At 69.5% G+C, this 16525-nt stretch carries 18 protein-coding genes; 11 read left to right on the top strand and 7 right to left on the bottom strand.

The features are described from left to right. Positions 1-20: 20 nt before the first annotated feature. The 6 genes from EIZ45_RS36700 to EIZ45_RS36725 all read left to right on the top strand — a co-directional run bounded on the left by EIZ45_RS36700 (position 21) and on the right by EIZ45_RS36725 (position 5484). A complete protein-coding gene (locus tag EIZ45_RS36700; protein ID WP_134668211.1) occupies positions 21-1088 on the top strand; it encodes an acyl-CoA dehydrogenase family protein in 1068 nt (355 codons plus the stop codon). Between the two features lie 2 nt (positions 1089-1090). Further along, positions 1091-2263 (top strand): acyl-CoA dehydrogenase family protein, encoded by a 1173-nt coding sequence (locus tag EIZ45_RS36705; RefSeq protein WP_134668234.1) that lies wholly within the window; start codon positions 1091-1093, stop codon positions 2261-2263. Beyond that, positions 2260-3168 carry a bifunctional MaoC family dehydratase N-terminal/OB-fold nucleic acid binding domain-containing protein gene (locus EIZ45_RS36710; RefSeq protein WP_134668210.1) on the top strand — a complete coding sequence of 303 codons (909 nt, stop codon included), beginning with the start codon at positions 2260-2262 and terminating at the stop codon, positions 3166-3168. The genes EIZ45_RS36705 and EIZ45_RS36710 overlap by 4 nt, the downstream gene beginning before the upstream one ends. Further along, positions 3165-3563, top strand: a complete 399-nt coding sequence (locus EIZ45_RS36715; RefSeq protein ID WP_134668209.1) for a MaoC family dehydratase — start codon at positions 3165-3167, stop codon at positions 3561-3563. Before EIZ45_RS36710 ends, EIZ45_RS36715 begins: the two co-directional genes overlap by 4 nt. Beyond that, positions 3560-4732: a lipid-transfer protein gene (locus tag EIZ45_RS36720; protein WP_043829197.1), complete on the top strand. Its 1173-nt coding sequence runs from the start codon at positions 3560-3562 to the stop codon at positions 4730-4732. Before EIZ45_RS36715 ends, EIZ45_RS36720 begins: the two co-directional genes overlap by 4 nt. A gap of 194 nt (positions 4733-4926) precedes the next feature. Beyond that, positions 4927-5484 carry a DUF5134 domain-containing protein gene (locus tag EIZ45_RS36725; RefSeq protein ID WP_167756668.1) on the top strand — a complete coding sequence of 186 codons (558 nt, stop codon included), beginning with the start codon at positions 4927-4929 and terminating at the stop codon, positions 5482-5484. 39 nt (positions 5485-5523) lie between these two features. Here the strand turns inward: EIZ45_RS36725 and EIZ45_RS36730 are convergent, their stop codons facing one another. The 6 genes from EIZ45_RS36730 to kstD are packed head-to-tail and all read right to left on the bottom strand — an operon-like array spanning position 5524 to position 11017. Next, the gene (locus tag EIZ45_RS36730) at positions 5524-5991 is read right to left on the bottom strand and encodes a riboflavin kinase (RefSeq protein WP_134668208.1); all 468 of its coding nucleotides are present in this window, start codon (positions 5989-5991) and stop codon (positions 5524-5526) included. Positions 5992-6018: 27 nt separating this feature from the next. Continuing rightward, the gene (locus EIZ45_RS36735; protein ID WP_134668207.1) at positions 6019-6879 is read right to left on the bottom strand and encodes a MaoC/PaaZ C-terminal domain-containing protein; all 861 of its coding nucleotides are present in this window, start codon (positions 6877-6879) and stop codon (positions 6019-6021) included. 11 nt (positions 6880-6890) lie between these two features. Then, positions 6891-7925 carry a ferredoxin--NADP reductase gene (locus EIZ45_RS36740; protein ID WP_134668206.1) on the bottom strand — a complete coding sequence of 345 codons (1035 nt, stop codon included), beginning with the start codon at positions 7923-7925 and terminating at the stop codon, positions 6891-6893. Beyond that, positions 7918-8184 (bottom strand): hypothetical protein, encoded by a 267-nt coding sequence (locus tag EIZ45_RS36745; RefSeq protein WP_037809957.1) that lies wholly within the window; start codon positions 8182-8184, stop codon positions 7918-7920. Before EIZ45_RS36745 ends, EIZ45_RS36740 begins: the two co-directional genes overlap by 8 nt. Next, complete coding sequence (locus tag EIZ45_RS36750) at positions 8181-9344, bottom strand: Rieske 2Fe-2S domain-containing protein (protein WP_134668205.1); 1164 nt, start codon at positions 9342-9344, stop codon at positions 8181-8183. Before EIZ45_RS36750 ends, EIZ45_RS36745 begins: the two co-directional genes overlap by 4 nt. Further along, entirely contained in the window at positions 9341-11017 is a 1677-nt protein-coding gene (kstD, locus tag EIZ45_RS36755) for a 3-oxosteroid 1-dehydrogenase (protein WP_134668204.1), read from the bottom strand. Before kstD ends, EIZ45_RS36750 begins: the two co-directional genes overlap by 4 nt. A gap of 100 nt (positions 11018-11117) precedes the next feature. Here kstD and EIZ45_RS36760 point away from each other — a divergent pair, with 100 nt between their 5' ends. From EIZ45_RS36760 to hsaB, 5 genes are read left to right on the top strand one after another with little or no spacing between them, the layout of a single operon-like run. Continuing rightward, on the top strand, positions 11118-12704 hold the full coding sequence (locus EIZ45_RS36760; protein WP_037809961.1) for an FAD-binding protein: 1587 nt from the start codon (positions 11118-11120) through the stop codon (positions 12702-12704). 32 nt (positions 12705-12736) lie between these two features. Beyond that, positions 12737-13906, top strand: coding sequence for a 3-hydroxy-9,10-secoandrosta-1,3,5(10)-triene-9,17-dione monooxygenase oxygenase subunit (gene hsaA, locus EIZ45_RS36765; RefSeq protein WP_043829213.1), 1170 nt, complete (start codon positions 12737-12739; stop codon positions 13904-13906). Continuing rightward, the gene (gene hsaD / locus EIZ45_RS36770) at positions 13906-14751 is read left to right on the top strand and encodes a 4,5:9,10-diseco-3-hydroxy-5,9,17-trioxoandrosta-1(10),2-diene-4-oate hydrolase (protein ID WP_205670243.1); all 846 of its coding nucleotides are present in this window, start codon (positions 13906-13908) and stop codon (positions 14749-14751) included. Before hsaA ends, hsaD begins: the two co-directional genes overlap by 1 nt. After that, positions 14751-15650: an iron-dependent extradiol dioxygenase HsaC gene (gene hsaC / locus EIZ45_RS36775; RefSeq protein WP_134668202.1), complete on the top strand. Its 900-nt coding sequence runs from the start codon at positions 14751-14753 to the stop codon at positions 15648-15650. Before hsaD ends, hsaC begins: the two co-directional genes overlap by 1 nt. Further along, the gene (hsaB, locus tag EIZ45_RS36780; RefSeq protein ID WP_037809967.1) at positions 15647-16213 is read left to right on the top strand and encodes a 3-hydroxy-9,10-secoandrosta-1,3,5(10)-triene-9,17-dione monooxygenase reductase subunit; all 567 of its coding nucleotides are present in this window, start codon (positions 15647-15649) and stop codon (positions 16211-16213) included. The genes hsaC and hsaB overlap by 4 nt, the downstream gene beginning before the upstream one ends. Positions 16214-16232: 19 nt before the next feature. Here hsaB and EIZ45_RS36785 read toward each other — a convergent pair whose 3' ends face one another. After that, the gene (locus EIZ45_RS36785) at positions 16233-16487 is read right to left on the bottom strand and encodes a Smr/MutS family protein (protein WP_009075408.1); all 255 of its coding nucleotides are present in this window, start codon (positions 16485-16487) and stop codon (positions 16233-16235) included. Positions 16488-16525: the final 38 nt, after the last annotated feature.

A 16525-nucleotide genomic window follows, 5' to 3' on the forward strand; every position in this document is an offset into this window, starting at 1 on the left:
ATAGGTGGAGGGAGACCGGAGTGGACTTCACCCCCGACGATACGCAGAGCGAGATCACCTCGCTCGCCGCGCAAGTGCTCGGGAAGGCCGACGAGCCCGCGGACCAGTGGCGAGCGCTGGCCGACGCGGGACTGCTCGCGCTGCCCCTGCCCGCCGACCTCGGGGGTGACGGGCTCGGCGTCGACCACGTGGCCCCCGTGCTCACCGAGGTGGGCCGGGCCGCGGCGGCGGTGCCCGCGTACGCCGTGCTGGCGCTCGGGATCCTGCCGGTCGAGGCGCTCGGCACCCCGGCGCAGCGCGCTGAGTTCCTGCCGCCCGCGGCGGCGGGGGAGACCATTCTCACTGCTGCCTTGCACGAGCCGTCCGCACCGCTGACCTCCATCCCCGGGACCAGCGGTGCGGCGGCGGACGGCGCGTGGGCGGTGACCGGCGTCAAGACGCACGTGCCGTACGCCGCGGAGGCGGAGCGGATTCTCACGCCGATCGCGTTGCCGGGAGGCACCGGCGTCGCGTTGGTGGATCCGCGCGCTGACGGGGTCGAAGTCCTGCCTGCGTACAACGCGACGGGCATGCCGGAGTACACCGTGCGGTTCGACGGCGCGCGGGTGAGCGAAGCGGATTTCTTGCGTGACCGCACGGCAGGGCATGCACTGCAGACGCTGCACCGCTACGCGTTAGCGGGAGCGCTCGCGCTCGGCGACGGACTGCTTGCCGGAGCCCTGGCGTTAACTGCCCAGCACGTCGGCGAGCGCACGCAATTCGGCCGTCCGCTGGCGACTTTCCAAGCGGTGGCACAGCAAATCGCGGACGTCTACGTCGCTTCCCGCACCGTGCATCTGGCCGCGGTGTCGGCGGTGTGGCGGCTGGCGTCCGGATTGGACGCGGACACCGAGCTGGACATCGCGGCGTACTGGCTGACCGAGGAAGCGCCGTCCGCGCTCGCGATCTGTCATCACTTGCACGGCGGCGTCGGCGTCGACCGCACTTATCCGCTGCATCGGTATTCGTCGGCGGTGAAGGACCTCGGCCGCGCGGTCGGGGGAGCGGCGCACCGGCTCGGCCGGCTGGGCGAACGAGTGGCGGGATGAGCATGCACATCGAACTGACGGCCGCGCAACAAGAACTGCGGGCGCAGCTGCGCGAGTACTTCGCGGGCCTGCTGACCGCCGACGAGCGCCGCGCGTTGCTGCGGGAGCGGCACGGGCAGGTGTACCGCGACGTCGTGCGCCGGATGGGCCGCGACGGGAAGCTCGGCGTCGGCTGGCCCAAGGAGTACGGCGGCGGCGGTTTCGGCGAGATCGAGCAGCACATCTTCGTCGACGAAGCCGCCCGCGCGGACGTCCAGTTGCCGTCGGTGACGTTGCAGACGGTCGGGCCGACGCTGCAGGCGTTTGGCACCGAGGAGCAGAAAGCCTTGTTCCTGCCGAAAATCCTGGCCGGGGAAGTGCATTTCGCCATCGGGTACACCGAACCGGAGGCTGGGACGGACCTCGCGTCGCTGCGCACGCGTGCGGTCCGCGACGGCGACGATTACGTGATCAACGGCCAGAAAATCTTCACCACCGGCGGCCACGACGCGGACTACGTGTGGCTCGCCGTGCGCACGGATCCGGACGCGCCGAAGCACAAGGGCATCTCGATCCTCATCGTGGACACCCGCGATCCCGGCTATTCGTGGACGCCGATCATCACCTGCGACGGCGCGCACCACGTCAACGCGACGTTCTACGAGGACGTCCGGGTGCCGGCGAACATGCTGGTGGGCGAGGAAAACCGCGGCTGGCGGCTGATCACGACGCAGCTCAACCACGAGCGCGTGATGCTCGGCCCGGCCGGGCGCATCGGCGGCCTGCACGACCGGGTGTGGGCGTGGGCGGCGGCGCGCCGGACCCCGGACGGCGCGGCGTTGCTCGACCTTCCGGACGTGCGCGCGGTGCTGGCTGAGACGTTCGCGGTCGCACGGGTCAACGAACTGCTGAACTGGCAGGTCGCGGCGGCAGCGGCGCACGGGTCGGTCGAGATCGCCGACGCTTCGGCGACGAAGGTGTTCGCCTCCGAGCGAATCCAGCGGATCGGGAGGCTGCTGGAGGAACTGGTCGGGCGGCACGGCGATCTCGCCGACCCGGATACCGCGGAACTCGCCGAATGGCTCGACGTGCTGGCGAAACGGAACCTGGTGCTGACGTTCGGCGGAGGCGTCAGCGAGATCCAGCGCGAACTGATCGCCTCCGCCGGACTGAAACTGCCGAGGGTGCCGCGATGACGATCGAGGAAGCCGCCGCGAAAATCGCCGCACAGGGCGAAAGCGCGCCGAGGTACGCGCGCGATCCGGTGAACCAGGCGACGGTGCACAACTGGGTCGAGGCGATCGGCGACGCCAACCCGGTCTACACCGACGCGGACTTCGCCGCAACGAGTGTCCACAAGGGACTCGTCGCGCCGCCGGCGATGGCGCAGGTGTGGACGATGCCGGGGCTGCACGGCGTGCGCGGGGACGACGACCCGCTCGGGTTGATCCTCAAGGTGCTCGACGACGCCGGGTACACGTCCATTGTGGCCACCAACTCCGAGCAGACCTACCACCGCTACCTGCGGCCCGGCGAGCACGTTTCGACCACGAACACGCTGGAGGACGTCACCGGCCCGAAGCGCACCGGGCTCGGCGAGGGCTGGTTCGTGACCACCCGGACGAACTGGTACGTCGACGGGGAACTGGTGGCGGACATGGTGTTCCGCGTGCTGAAGTTCCGCCCGCGCGAACCGGAACCGCCGCCGTCGCCGGTGCTGCGGCCGGTGATCAGCCACGACACGAAGTTCTTCTGGGACGGTCTCCGTGAAGGCGAACTGCGCATCCAGCGGTGGGGCGACGTCCTGCGGCATCCGCCCGGCCCGATGCCGCCGGACGGATCGCTCGACACGGTGCCGGACTACGTCGTCGCGAGCGGACGCGGAACCGTGTACAGCTTCGTCGTGCACCACCATCCGGCGGTGCCGGGCAAGCGGCTGCCGTTCGTGGTCGCGCTCGTCGAACTGGAGGAAGGCGTGCGGGTGATGGCCGAACTGCTGGACGCCGATCCGGACGAGGTCCGCATCGGACTCCCGGTCGTCGCCGCGTTCGTGCGCGTCGACGACGAATTGACCCTGCCCGCGTGGAAGGTGGCGCGATGACTGCCGCGGTCGGGACCGAACTGCCGCCGATGGTGCTCGACGCGACGCCGACGTTCGTCATCAGCACCGCGCTGGCGACCCGGGATTTCCAGGACGTGCACCACGATCGCGACGCCGCCGTCGCACGCGGATCGAAGGACATCTTCCTCAATATCCTGACCGACACCGGCTTGGTGCAGCGATACGTGAGCGAGTGGGCCGGTCCGCAGGCGCTCATCCGCTCGATCAAGATCCGGCTCGGCGTGCCCTGCTATGCCGGGGACACGCTCACTTTCTCCGGCCGGGTCACCGCCCGCGACGGCAACGAGGTCGAACTCGAAGTGTCCGCTGTGGACAGTCTAGGTGCGCACGTGACCGGCACGGTTTCGCTGACGCTGCCGGAGGAGGACGCATGACGTTCACCGGGACCACCGCCATCGCCGGGATCGGCGCGACGGAGTTCTCCAAGGACTCCGGACGCAGCGAACTGCGGCTGGCCGCCGAATGCGTCAGCCACGCGCTGGCGGACGCCGGGCTGAAACCGTCCGATGTGGACGGAATGGTGTCGTTCACGATGGACGGCAACGCGGAAATCGCGCTCGCCCGCGAACTGGGCATCCCGGAGCTGACGTTCTTCAGCCGCGTGCATTACGGCGGCGGCGCGGCGGCGGCGACCGTGCAGCAGGCGGCGATGGCGGTCGCCAGCGGGATCGCCGACGTCGTGGTGGCGTACCGGGCGTTCAACGAGCGCTCCGGAATGCGCTTCGGGCGCGTGTCGGCGGCCGCGGCCCAGCAGGTGAACACGTCCGGAGTGGACAACGCGTTCCACTATCCGATGGGCATCGCGACCCCGGCCGCGACGGTGGCCATGGTCGCCCAGCGGTATCTGCACGAATACGGGGCCACCAGCGAGGATTTCGGCAAGATCGCGGTCATCGACCGAGCGCACGCGGCGACGAATCCGAACGCCTGGTTCCACGGCAGGCCGATCACGCTGGAGGAGCACCAGGCGTCGCGCTGGGTCGCGGAACCGTTGCACCTGCTCGATTGCTGCCAGGAGAGCGACGGCGGTGTCGCGCTCGTGATCACCAGTCTCGAGCGGGCGCGGGACCTGCGGCAGGCGCCGGTGGTGGTCTCGGCGGCGGCGCAGGGTAGCGGGCCGGACCAGTACGTGATGACCAGCTACTACCGTGACGATCTCGCCGCGCTGCCGGAAATGGGCGTGGTCGGACGGCAGCTGTGGGCGCAATCCGGGATCGGACCGTCCGATGTGGACGTAGCGGTGCTGTACGACCATTTCACCCCGTACGTGTTGATGCAGCTTGAGGAACTGGGGTTCTGCGGTCGTGGCGAGGCGAAGGACTTCATCGCGGGCGACACGCTGACCCTCGACGGGAAACTGCCGCTCAACCCGCACGGCGGCCAGCTCGGCGAGGCGTACATCCACGGCATGAACGGCATCGCGGAGGCGGTCCGGCAGCTGCGCGGAACGGCGGCCAACCAGGTCTCCGGTGCCGGTACGGCGGTGGTCACGGCGGGGACTGGCGTCCCGACGAGCGGACTGGTGTTGACTCAGGCCTCATGACCTCGTGCGTGGCGATGCCGGTTAGAACCGGCATGAACACTCACGAGAGCGGGTCTGACCTGCGCTTGCCGGTGCGCGCATAACCCTTGTGGGTCAACGCGGATCACCTCATTGCTGGCTGGTGCCTCCTTCTCGCGCGTGTCACGGTAGTGAGGACCGTGTGACGCAGCGTGTCCGAAGTGTGAGGTGCCGAGGTGACTGTGCCGCTGGCGTGGCTGTTCACCGTGCTGTTCGCGTTGCTGGCACTGCCGTGCGTGCTGCGGCTGGTGAGACTCGATTACGTCAGCCTCGGCCACCGGGTGCGCAACGGGGACCTCGCCGAACTGCTGCTGGTGGTGGCGATGGTCGCGATGCTGTCGCCGGTCGGCGGCCCGATCCCGGCCGCGGGCTGGCAGGCGGTGCTGGTGCTGACCGCGGGCTGGTTCGCCGTCTCCGCCTGGCGAGGCCGGGCCGAGGGGCACGGCTGTGTGCACCACGCATTGTCGGCGGCGGCGATGCTGTACATGGTCACGGCGATGCCGCACGGCGGGATGGTGCACGGGCCGTGGCTCACGATGTCCACAATGGACACCCGACTGGCATGGCCGGTGGTCGCGCTGGTGGCTGCGGTCTACTTCGCGCTCGACGCGGCCCGTTCGGGCGTGGTGGCGCTGCGGTCGCGCGGCACGGCGGCGCCGGGGCACGCGTCGCGCACGCTGTGCCGGGCGGCGATGGGCGCGGGCATGGGCGTCATGCTGCTCGCTGGCGTGTGACTCAGCCCGGCCGTCGGGATTCAGCCCGGCCGTGATGACTCAGCCGAGCCGCTGGACTTCCCCGTCCGGCGGCAGGTCGGCCAGCGTCGGCAGCGCGTCGGCCGGATGCGCGGCGACCCATTCGCGAGCGGCGGCGACGTCGCGTCCCAGCGCGTCGATCAGTTCCTGCGCGGAGCCGTAAGCCTCCTGGTCCCGCAGGTGCTTGCCGAGCCAGACGGTGAGGCGTTCGCCGTACAGGTCGCCCTCGAAGTCGAGCAGGAAGGCCTCGACCAGGCGGTAGCCGTCGGCTCCGTAGTAGGTTGGGCGGCGGCCCACGGACACCGCGGCGGCCACGCGCGTGCCGTCCGCGCGTTCCGCCCAGCCGGCCCACACCCCGTCGCCGAGTTCGCCGCGCTGGTCGCGCAGCGCGATGTTCGCGGTGGGGAAGCCCAGCTCACGGCCGCGCTTGTCGCCCGGCTCGACTGGCCCGCGCACCACGAAGAAGGTGCCGTCTCGCTCGTCCGCCATGGGACAACCGTATAACGGTCCCGACGCTCAGCGGGACCGCAGCACTGTGTCGGCCAGCACAGGCGCGTCGTCGCGCTCCGGCGCGGTGGTCGTGACCAGCAGACGTCCGGTTTCGCGCCACACGCGCACGCGCAGGTTTTCGCCGGGGAAGACGACGCCGGCGAACTTCGTCCCGAATGCCGAGACGCGCTCGGGGTCGCCGTCGAGGAACGCGTCGACCACAGCCTTCGCGACCACGCCGTACGTGCACAGCCCGTGCAGGATCGGCCGGTCGAACCCGGCGGCCTTGGCGAACGCGGGGTCGGCATGCAGCGGGTTGCGGTCGCCGCACAGCCGGTACAACAGCGCCTGCTGCGGCAGCGTCGGCACGTCGAGCACGGCGTCCGGCTCGCGGTCGGGCCACTCGATCTTGTCCGACGGTCCGCGTTCGCCGCCGAAGCCGCCCTCGCCGCGGGCGAAGATGCTGGACCGGGCTGTCCACAGTGGAGCGCCGGACTCGTCGGCGACCTCGGTCTCCTGCACCAGCACCGCGGCCTTGCCCTTGTCGAAGACGTCGGCGATCCGGGTCCGCGCGACCGCCTTGCCCTCGACCGGGATCGGCCGGTGCAGTTCGATCTCCTGCTTGCCGTGCAGCACTTTCGCCAGGTCGACGTCGACGCCGGGGAACTTGAGCGCGGGCGGTTCGAAGGTGCGGAGATTCGCCGCGACGGTGGCGAAGGTCGGCAGCACGCGCAGGTCTCGCTCGTAGGTGTAGCGCAGTTCGCGCTCGTCCACCGGGTCCGCACCCGCGCCGACGGCCAGGTGGTACAGCAGCACGTCGGACGGCGTCCAGGCGAAATTGACCTCGCCGAGATCGGCTCCGATCGCGACCGCGGGGTCGATGGGCACGGGCTCTCCACTCACTCGTAGCTGACGGACACCTCGTCGGTCAACGGTACCGACTGGCAGGCCAGCACGATCCCGTCGGCGATGTCCTCGGCGTCCAGCACCTCGTTGTTCAGCATTTTCACCTCGCCGGAGACGATGCGGCACGCGCACGCGCTGCACTGCCCTTCGCGGCAGGAGTACGGCGCGTCGAGGCCCTCGGCGAGCAGGTGGTCGAGCAGCTTCCGCTGCCGCGGCCAGGACAGCTGCCGGGTCTCGCCGTCGAGGTCGACGGTGAGCGCGGTCGTCTCGCCGCCTTCGTCCGCTGTGTCGTCTACGGGTTCGGGCTCGTCCGCGAACGGATTCCCGGTGAGCGAGTGGAACTTCTCCACGTGCACACGTTCCCGCGGCGTGCCGAGTTCGCGCAACGCGTCCTGTGCGGCGGCCATGAACGGCGCTGGGCCGCAGAGGAACGCTTCGTGCCCCACGTAAGGCTTGGCAAGCGCTCGCAACGCGGTGACGGTCGGCAAGCCCTGCAAGCTTTCCAGCCAATGCACCACGGTGAGCCGCTCGCCGAACCGCTCGGCCAGTTCGCGCAGTTCGGCGGCGAAAATCACCGACTGCTCGTCGCGGTTCGCGTAGACCAGCACCACCTGTCCGGCGCCCTTTTCCAGCGCGGACTTGAGAATCGACATCACCGGCGTGATCCCGCTGCCCGCGGCGAACAACAGGAAATCGGAGTCCAAAGAGGACGGGCAGAACACGCCGGACGGCCGCAGCACGTCGATCGTCGCGCCCGCCCGCAGTTCGTCGCAAACCCAATTCGAGCCGTATCCGTCGGCAGTCCGCTTGACCGTGACCTGCACCCGGCCCTCGTGCGGCGCGCTCGAAAGCGAATAGCACCGCGCGACCGAACCCGTTTGGTCGCTGGGAATCCGCAGCGTGAGGAATTGCCCGGGGGAGTACGCGAACCGCTCCACATGCTCGTCTGGGACGGTGAACACAATGGACCGGGCGTCCGCGGTTTCCTCGATCACCTCGGCGACGGTGAGCGTGACGACCTCAGCCATTGCGCACCGGTCCGAAGTCGCCGTCGCGCACCGCGCTGTCGATGCTGTCCGCGAGTTTCTCGCAGGTGTCCAGCAACGCAGTGGTGCCGCCGGAAGCGGCATGCGCGGCGAACACCGGACAGCTGGTCGAGGCGTCGGTGGTCCACTGGATGCTGGTGTGCTTCAGGCTGTTTTTCTTGACCAGCACACAGGTCCCGCAGCTGCGGCACTCGTGCGGCCGCAGCCCGGAGGTGAGGAATTCGGTCGCTTCGGCCGTCACACCCCAGCCTCCTCCGCCTCGGCCTCCGCGCGCTGGCGCGCCAGGTTCTCCTGCACCTCGGCCGCCCACACCTCGTTCGCCTTCGTAGTGTCCACTTCGAACTCGAACCGGCGCGTCATGTCCTCGGTGACGTCCGCGGCGTCCACGTAGAACTGGTCGTACCAGCGGCGCAGCTGGTAGACCGGGCCGTCCTCCTCGCACAGCAGCGGATTGTCGATCTTGGTCTTGTTCTTCCAGATCTCCACGTCCTGCAGGAAGCCGACGCCGATGCCCTTCGCGAGCTTCTGCGCGATCTTGTCCGCGTGCTCGTCGGAAATGCCGGGCATCTTCTTGACCATGATGCCCCACTGCAGCACGAACGACGTCGGCGAAACCGGATAGTGGCAGTTGATCAGCACGTTCTCGATTTCGAAGCCCTGGAACGAGTTCACCAGCCAGTTGATCATGTAGGAGGGGCCGAAGTACGACGCCTCCGAGCGCAGCAGGTTTTCCTCGCCGCCGTAATTGGACGCCATGCCCATGTCCGGGCGGCCCTTGGTGTTGAGGTACTGGGTCGCGATGTGGCCCTCGAACACGTTCTTGAAATACGTGGGGAAGGCGTAGTGGATGTAGAAGAAGTGCGCCATGTCCACCACGTTGTCGATGATCTCGCGGCAGTTGGCGTTCTCGATCAGGATCGAGTCCCAGGTCCAGTTGCTCCACTCGTCGCTGAACGCGCCCTCGACGCGCGGGATCACGACGTTCTCCGGCGGCGGGTTGCCCTCCGGGTCGTGCCAGACGAACAGCTGCTTGTTCTCCTCCAGCACCTGCCACGCCCGGGTGCGCGCCCGCAGCGGGACCCGCTTGGCGTAGGGGATCGACTTGCACTTGCCGTTGCCGCCCCACCGCCAGTCGTGGAACGGGCAGGCGATCTCGTCGCCCTTCACCGAACCCTGGGTGAGGTCGCCGCCCATGTGCCGGCAGTACCCGTCGAGCACGTTCAGCTTGCCCGCGGTGTCCGCGAACACGACGAGCTTGGTGCCGAACGCTTGCACTGCGTGCGGCTTGCCGTCGCGGAAGCTGTCCGCGAGCCCGAGGCAGTGCCAGCCGCGGGCGTACCGCGCCGGGGGCGCCCCGGCGTCGATCGTGCGGATCTCGGATCCATCGGTCTTCGGCGTCACTGCCTGCCTCCCGTGCCGGTCTGATCTTCGTTCGCCAGCGCCTGTGCCGCAAGGTAGCCGAAAACCATCGCGGGGCCGATGGTCGCGCCCGGCCCGGCGTAGGTCCGGCCCATCACCGGCGCGCTGGTGTTGCCCGCCGCGTAGAGGCCGGGCACGACCGTGCCGTCCTCGCGCAGGACGCGGGCGTTCTCGTCAATCCGCAGCCCGCCCTTGGTGCCCAGGTCGCCGGGCACCACCCGGACCGCGTAGTACGGGGCCTTGGCGAGTTCGCCGAGGCTCGGGTTGGGGCGGTTGCGCGGGTCGCCGTAGTAGTGGTCGTAGGCGCTGAGCCCGCGCTGGAAGTCTTCGTCGACGCCCTTGCGCGCGAAGCCGTTGAACCGCGTGACGGTCTGCTCCAGCGCGTCGGCGGGCACGTCGATCTTCTCGGCGAGCCCGGCCAGCGTCGCGGACTTCGCCACGATCCCGGCCTTGTACCAGCGCCCGGGCAGCGGCTGCCGAGGGCCGAGGCCGGTGAACAGGTAGCGGTCGCGGTAGCGCTGGTCGAACACCAGCCACGCGGGGACGTGCTTGCCCGGGCCGTCGCCGTCGCCGTACATCGCGTGCACAGCCTCGACATACGGCGCGGATTCGTTCACGAACCGGGTACCGGCGGCGTCGACCATCAGGCAGCCGGGCCGCGAGCGCTCGGCGAGCGCGAACCACGGGCCGCCGGTGAGCGGGAACGACGGGCCCCACCAGGCGTCGTCCATCAGGTCGGTCGCCGCGCCGAGCTTGAGCCCGGCGTTGATGCCGTCGCCGGTGTTCGCCTCCGCGCCGACGGTCCATTCGGTGCCGATCGGCGCGCGCTGGTACTTGATGCGCATCTCTTCGTTGTGCTCGAAACCGCCGCAGGCCAGCACCACACCGCGCCGCGCGCGGAACAGCTTCTCCTCGCCGTCTCGCCGGGCCACGATGCCGGTGACGACGTCGTTCTCCACCTGCAGATCGACCAGCGGCGTGTCCAGCAGAACCTCGACGCCCGCGTCCCGCAGGCCTTTCCGCAGCCCGGCCGCAAGCGCTTGCCCCATGGACAGCGGCTGCTGTCCGCGGACGCGTCCGACCAGCCATTTCATCCCGAGCGACAGCATCCGGGCGAAGCCGCGCGGATGCCGGGCGATCAGGCTCAGCCAGCGGTAGTCCGACTGGGTGATCGGCACGCCGAGCGGCGGCGCGCTGTACGGCGGTTCGAGCTGTGCCAGGTCGCTGCCGAGCAGTTTGCCGTCGAGCGGCTTCGGCTCGACCGACCGGCCGCCGGGACGTCCGCCGGGCGCCTCCGGGTGGTAATCGCTGTACCCGGGCACCCACTTGAACTCCAGCGGAGTGTTCCGGGTGACGAACTCGAGCACCTCGGGGCCGTGGTCGAGGAAGGTCGTGCGCAGGTGCTCCGGAACGACGTCGCCGACGATCGACTCCAGGTACTGCCTCGCGCGTTCGGGTGGTTCTTCGATGCCCGCGGCCCGCAGCGCGTGGTTGCCGGGCAGCCAGACGCCCCCGCCGGAGCGGGCGGTCGAACCGCCGAAGCAGGCTGCCTTTTCCAGCACCACCACGGAAAGCCCGCGATGGGCGGCGGCGAGCGCGGCGGTCATCCCGGCGGCGCCGCTGCCGGCCACCACCACGTCGTACTCGTCCGACATGCCACCTCACATGCAACGTGTTATCGGCTAAAGCTGGCCTGCTCGGGGCCACTTCCGTCACCATAGACGAGAACGTGTTCCAGTTCTAGGGTGGCGGACTATGGACGAGCTCGGGGCGGACGTCGTGATCATCGGAGCCGGCGCGGCCGGTGTGTGCGCGGCCATCGAAGCGGCCGACGCGGGCGCCAGCGTGCTCCTCGTGGACCGGTTTTCCGGTGGCGGGGCCAGTCGCGTGAGCGGCGGCGTGGTCTACGCCGGGGGAGGGACGCCGCAGCAACGCGCCGCAGGCGTCGACGACAGCGTGGACGCGATGTACGCGTACTTGCGGATGGAAACCGGCGACGTCGTGTCGGAGCGGACGTTGCGGCGGTTCTGCGAGGAAAGCGTCGACATGGTCGCGTGGCTGGAGCGGCAGGGTGTGCCGTTCGAGGGCAGCATGTGCGACTACAAGACGTCGTATCCCAGCAACAAGCACTATCTGTACTACTCCGGCAGCGAACTGTCCGGCGGCTTCCGCGACGTGGCGAAACCCGCGCCGCGCGGACACCGGGTCAAGGGGCCGGGCACGTCCGGGAAGCTGCTGATGAAGCAGTTGCTGGCGGCGGCTCGCGAGCGCGGCGTGCGCGTGCTGCCGCAGACGCAGGCGATGAACCTGATCACCGACGACTCGGGCACGGTGACCGGGGTGCTCACCCACAGTTTGCGGGACGCGCCTTCGTGGGTGCGGGCGCGGCACGCGCGGCTCGCGGATTGGGCGGCGAAGCCCGGGATCTACGTGCCCGCGATGCGCCGGTCGCTGCATCAGCGGGTGGAACGGATTGAACGCAAGCACGCGCGTGAGCTGCGGATCAGCGCACGCCGAGGGGTAGTGCTGGCTGCGGGCGGCTTCATCGTGAACCGGGCGATGGTGCGCGAGCACGCGCCCGCGTACCGCGGCGGGCTCGATCTGGGAACTTCCGCCGACGACGGTTCCGGCATCCGGATGGGCGTGGAGGTCGGCGGGCGCACAGCGGAGCTGGACCGGGTGTCGGCGTGGCGGTTCCTGACGCCGCCGTCGGCGTTTCTCGGCGGACTCCTGGTGGGCGCGGACGGCCGCCGGATCATCGACGAATCCCGGTACGGCGCGGCGATCGGCGAGCGCATGATCGCCGAGCACGGCGGACGCGGCTGGCTGCTGGTCGACGAGCCGATCGTCGCCGAAGCCCGGCGCGACGGGCGGAAACAAGGCCAGTGGTTCGCGACGCTGCAGCTCCGGTATCTGCTCGGCAAGGGCCGGGTGACCGCCGGGACGATCGAGGAAGTGGCCGCGCGCGCCGGAATCGATCCGGACGGGCTGGCGGCGACGTACGCCGAGTACCAGCGCGGACCCGATCCGGCGGGCAAACCGGCGGACTTCGCGCGCCCGCTGGACACGCCGCCGTATTCGCTGATCGACGTGTCGGTGAAACCCAACCTCGGCTACCCGTGCCCGATGCTGACGCTGGGCGGCCTGGTGGTCGACGAGGACACCGGCGCGGTGGCCGGCGTCCGCGGTCTCTACGCTGCCGGACGCACCGCGGTGGGAATCTGTTCCAGGTCGTATGTGAGCGGCCTTTCGCTGGCTGACTGCGTGTTTTCCGGCCGCCGGGCAGGGTTGCACGGCGCGCGCGGGGCGGACCGCGTCGACAAAAACGAGAACGTGTTCTAGTCTTGAGCGTGTCGAGCGAGAGAGGACGGCCGATGAGCGAGCTGGCTGCCGTGATCGCGGGGGTGCGCGACCTGCTTCCCGTGCTGCGGGAACGCGCACAGGAGACCGAGGATGCCCGTCGGATCCCCGCCGAATCAGTGAAAGCGCTGCAGGAGACCGGATTTTTCCGCCTGCTGCAACCGAAACCGTACGGCGGCTTGGAAGCCGACCCGGTCACCTTCTACACCGCGGTCAAGCTCATCGCGAGCGCCTGCGGGTCCACCGGCTGGGTCGCGTCGATTCTCGGCGTGCACCCGTGGCACGTCGCGTTGTTCGACGCGCAAGCCCAGGCGGACGTGTGGGGCGAGGACCACGACGTGCGGATTTCTTCTTCGTACGCGCCGATGGGCAAGGCGACCGTCGTCGAGGGCGGCTACCGGCTGTCCGGGCGATGGAGCTTCTCGTCCGGAAGCGACCACTGCACGTGGGTGCTGCTGGGCGGGCCGGCGTTCGCCGACGGCAAGCCGGTGGACTTCTGCACCTATCTCGTGCCGATCTCGGACTACTCCATTGTGGACGTCTGGGACACGGTCGGGCTGCGCGGCACCGGGTCCAACGACATCGTCGTCGAGGACGTTTTCGTGCCGAAGCACCGCGCGCTGAGCTTCATGGCGACGTCGAAGTGCAAGACCCCGGGCCAGGAAGTCAATCCTGGCCCGCTGTACCGGCTGCCGTACGGTTCCGTGCACCCGAGCACCATCACCGCGCCGATCATCGGGATGGCGCAGGGCGCGTACGACGCGCACGTGGAGCACCAGGGCAAGCGGGTGCGGGCGGCGTACGCGGGCGAACAGTCCAAAGAGGACCCGTTCTCGAAGGTGCGGATCGCCGAAGCGGGCAGCGAGATCGACGCGGCCTGGCTGCAGCTGACGCACAACATCGACGAGCTGTACCAGCTGGCCTGCAAGGGCGAGAAGCTGCCGTTCAGCACGCGGTTGCGGGTGCGCCGGGACCAGGTGCGCGGCACCGAGCGGGCGATCTCCGCGATCGACCGGCTTTTCGAGAACTCCGGCGGCCGCGCGCTGCAGCGGGGCACGCCGATCCAGCGCTTCTGGCGCGACGCGCACGCGGGCCGGGTGCACGCGGCGAACGACGCGGAGCGCGCGTACGTCATGTTCGGCACCGGCGAGTTCGGCTTGCCCGTTGAGAATGCGATGGTCTGATGGCTCCCGAAGGTTCCTATGTAGACACTGCGGGCGGCATTCGCCTGCACTACCACGAGTCCGGCGCGGAAAACGCCGAGACGGTGCTGTTGCTGCACGGCGGCGGCCCCGGCGCTTCGGCGTGGAGCAACTTCGGCCGGAACCTGCCGGTGTTCGGGAAGTCCTACCGGACGTTGGCGATCGACCAGCCGGGGTTCGGCCGGTCGGACAAGCCGACTGACCACCCGCAGTACTTCCGGCACAGCTCGGACGCGGTCGTCGGCCTGATGGACCGGCTCGGCATCGAAAAGGCGCACCTCGTCGGCAATTCGCTCGGCGCGGGCGCGGCGGTCCGGCTCGCGCTGAATCATCCGGGACGCGCGGGACGGCTGGTGCTGATGGGCGCGGGCGGGTTGAGCGTCAACCTGTTCGCCCCGGACCCGACCGAAGGCGTGCGGCTGCTGTCGAAGTTCGCCGGGGACCCGACGCGGGAGCGGATGGAAGCGTTCCTCCGGATCATGGTGCACGACCAGGCTCTGGTCACCGAAGAGCTGATCGACGAACGCTTCGAGATCGCGCGTTCGCCGGAATCGCTCGCCGCGATGCGGGCGATGGGCAAGTCGTTCAGCCTGCCGGACTCCTTCGAGGAAGGCATGTTGTGGCGCGAGGCTTACCGCCTGCGCCAACGGGTTTTGCTCGTCTGGGGCCGGGAGGACCGGGTCAACCCGCTCGACGGCGCACTGCTGGCGTTGAAGACGATTCCGCGTGCGCAACTGCACGTGTTCGGCGGCTGCGGGCACTGGGCGCAGCTGGAGAAGTTCGACGAGTTCAACCGACTCGCCCTCGACTTCCTCGGGAGTTCGTGATGGCTATCCGTTCGCTGGGATATCTGCGCATCGAAGCCACGGACATGGACGCCTGGCGCGTCTACGGGCTGAAGGTGCTCGGCATGGTGGAGGGTTCGGGCACCGACCCGAACGCGCTCTACCTGCGCATGGACGATTTCCCGGCGCGATTGGTGATCGTGCCGGGAAAGAAGGACCGGCTGGCGCAGGCGGGCTGGGAAGCGGCCAACGCCGCGGAACTGGACGACGTCCGCGCCCGCCTCGACGCGGCTTCGGTGCCGTACAAGGAAGGCACGCCGGACGAGCTGGCGGACCGCCGGGTCGCGGAGATGATCAGCTTCACCGATCCGTCCGGCAACACGCTGGAGGTGTTCCACGGCGTCGCGCTGCAGCACCGGCGCGTGGTGAGCCCGTACGGGCACCGGTTCGTGACCGGCGAGCAGGGCCTCGGCCACGTGGTTTTGTCGACCCACGACGACGAGGCCGCGCTGCGGTTCTACCGCGACGTGCTGGGCTTCCGGCTCCGCGATTCGATGCGCCTCCCGCCGCAGATGGTCGGCCGCCCGGCCGACGGCGACCCGGCGTGGCTGCGGTTCTTCGGCTGCAATCCGCGGCACCACAGCCTGGCGTTCCTGCCGATGCCGACGCCGAGCGGGATCGTGCACCTGATGGTGGAGGTCGAGGAGACCGACGACGTCGGATTGTGCCTGGACCGCGCGAAGCGCAAGAACGTCCCGATGTCCGCGACGCTCGGCCGGCACGTGAACGACCTGATGCTGTCGTTCTACATGAAGACCCCCGGCGGCTTCGACGTCGAGTTCGGCTGCGAGGGCAGGCAGGTCGAGGACGAGGCGTGGATCGCTCGCGAGAGCACCGCGGTTTCGTTGTGGGGCCACGACTTCTCCGTGGGCGCGCAATGACAGCCGCGGTCTCCGACGCCGTGCCGGACCGGTTTCGCGAGGTGCTGGGCCACTTCTGCACCGGAGTGACCGTGGTGACCGGCTACGTCGAGGACTCCTCGGCCGTCGCGCCGACCGGACCGGTGGGTTTCGCCTGCCAGTCCTTCGCCGCGTTGTCGCTGGACCCGCCGCTGGTGCTGTTCTGCGTCGCCCGCACGTCGCGCACCTGGCCCGCGCTGGCCGCGGCGGGCACGTTCGCGGTGAACGTGCTCGCCGAGGACCAGCAGGCGGTCTGCGCCGAGTTCGGCCGCCGCGGGGGCGACAAGTTCTCCGGAGTGTCCTGGCGACCGGCTCCGTCGGGTGCGCCGTTGCTGGACGGAGCCCTGACCTGGGTGGACTGCGCGGTGCAGGCGGTCCATCCGGCCGGGGACCACTACGTCGTCGTCGGCCGCGTGACCGCGCTGGGCGAGACATCCGACGCCCGCCCGCTGCTGTTCCACCGCGGCCAGTACACGGTCACCGAGCCGGTGCCGGACGCGCTCACCGCGCTGATGCCCTGGCCCCGGCCGGACGACTGGCTCTGACTCCGCGCGGGTGTTCGCGCTACTTCCAGCGGAAGTGCACGAACACCCGCCCGAAGTTGTCTTTGTCCTTCTCGACGCGGTGGTAGAGCGCTTTCACGTCCTTGCGCTCCAGGAACCGCAGCACGTGCTTCTTCAGCTGCCCGGACCCCTTGCCCGGGATGATCTCCACGAGCGGCGCCTTCTTCGCGACCGCCTCGTCGATGACCGCGCGCAGCGCCCGGTCGATCTCCCCGCCGCGGTTGTAGATGTCGTGAAGATCGAGCTTGAGCTTCATGCCTCCTTCCTACCCCACGCCCTTATAGTCGACATCGA

It is taken from the genome of Amycolatopsis sp. CFH S0740 (assembly GCF_004522315.1).
GTDB lineage: Bacteria > Actinomycetota > Actinomycetes > Mycobacteriales > Pseudonocardiaceae > Amycolatopsis > Amycolatopsis nivea.

Coding starts and splice junctions, on each gene's coding strand:
- EIZ45_RS36715 (WP_134668209.1), top strand. CDS start 3,165: ATGACTGCCGCGGTCGGGACCGAACTGCCGCCGATGGTGCTCGACGCG.
- EIZ45_RS36710 (WP_134668210.1), top strand. CDS start 2,260: ATGACGATCGAGGAAGCCGCCGCGAAAATCGCCGCACAGGGCGAAAGC.
- EIZ45_RS36720 (WP_043829197.1), top strand. CDS start 3,560: ATGACGTTCACCGGGACCACCGCCATCGCCGGGATCGGCGCGACGGAG.
- EIZ45_RS36730 (WP_134668208.1), bottom strand. CDS start 5,991: ATGGCGGACGAGCGAGACGGCACCTTCTTCGTGGTGCGCGGGCCAGTC.
- kstD (WP_134668204.1), bottom strand. CDS start 11,017: ATGTCGGACGAGTACGACGTGGTGGTGGCCGGCAGCGGCGCCGCCGGG.
- EIZ45_RS36705 (WP_134668234.1), top strand. CDS start 1,091: ATGCACATCGAACTGACGGCCGCGCAACAAGAACTGCGGGCGCAGCTG.
- EIZ45_RS36760 (WP_037809961.1), top strand. CDS start 11,118: ATGGACGAGCTCGGGGCGGACGTCGTGATCATCGGAGCCGGCGCGGCC.
- hsaC (WP_134668202.1), top strand. CDS start 14,751: ATGGCTATCCGTTCGCTGGGATATCTGCGCATCGAAGCCACGGACATG.
- hsaB (WP_037809967.1), top strand. CDS start 15,647: ATGACAGCCGCGGTCTCCGACGCCGTGCCGGACCGGTTTCGCGAGGTG.
- hsaD (WP_205670243.1), top strand. CDS start 13,906: ATGGCTCCCGAAGGTTCCTATGTAGACACTGCGGGCGGCATTCGCCTG.
- EIZ45_RS36740 (WP_134668206.1), bottom strand. CDS start 7,925: ATGGCTGAGGTCGTCACGCTCACCGTCGCCGAGGTGATCGAGGAAACC.
- hsaA (WP_043829213.1), top strand. CDS start 12,737: ATGAGCGAGCTGGCTGCCGTGATCGCGGGGGTGCGCGACCTGCTTCCC.
- EIZ45_RS36785 (WP_009075408.1), bottom strand. CDS start 16,487: ATGAAGCTCAAGCTCGATCTTCACGACATCTACAACCGCGGCGGGGAG.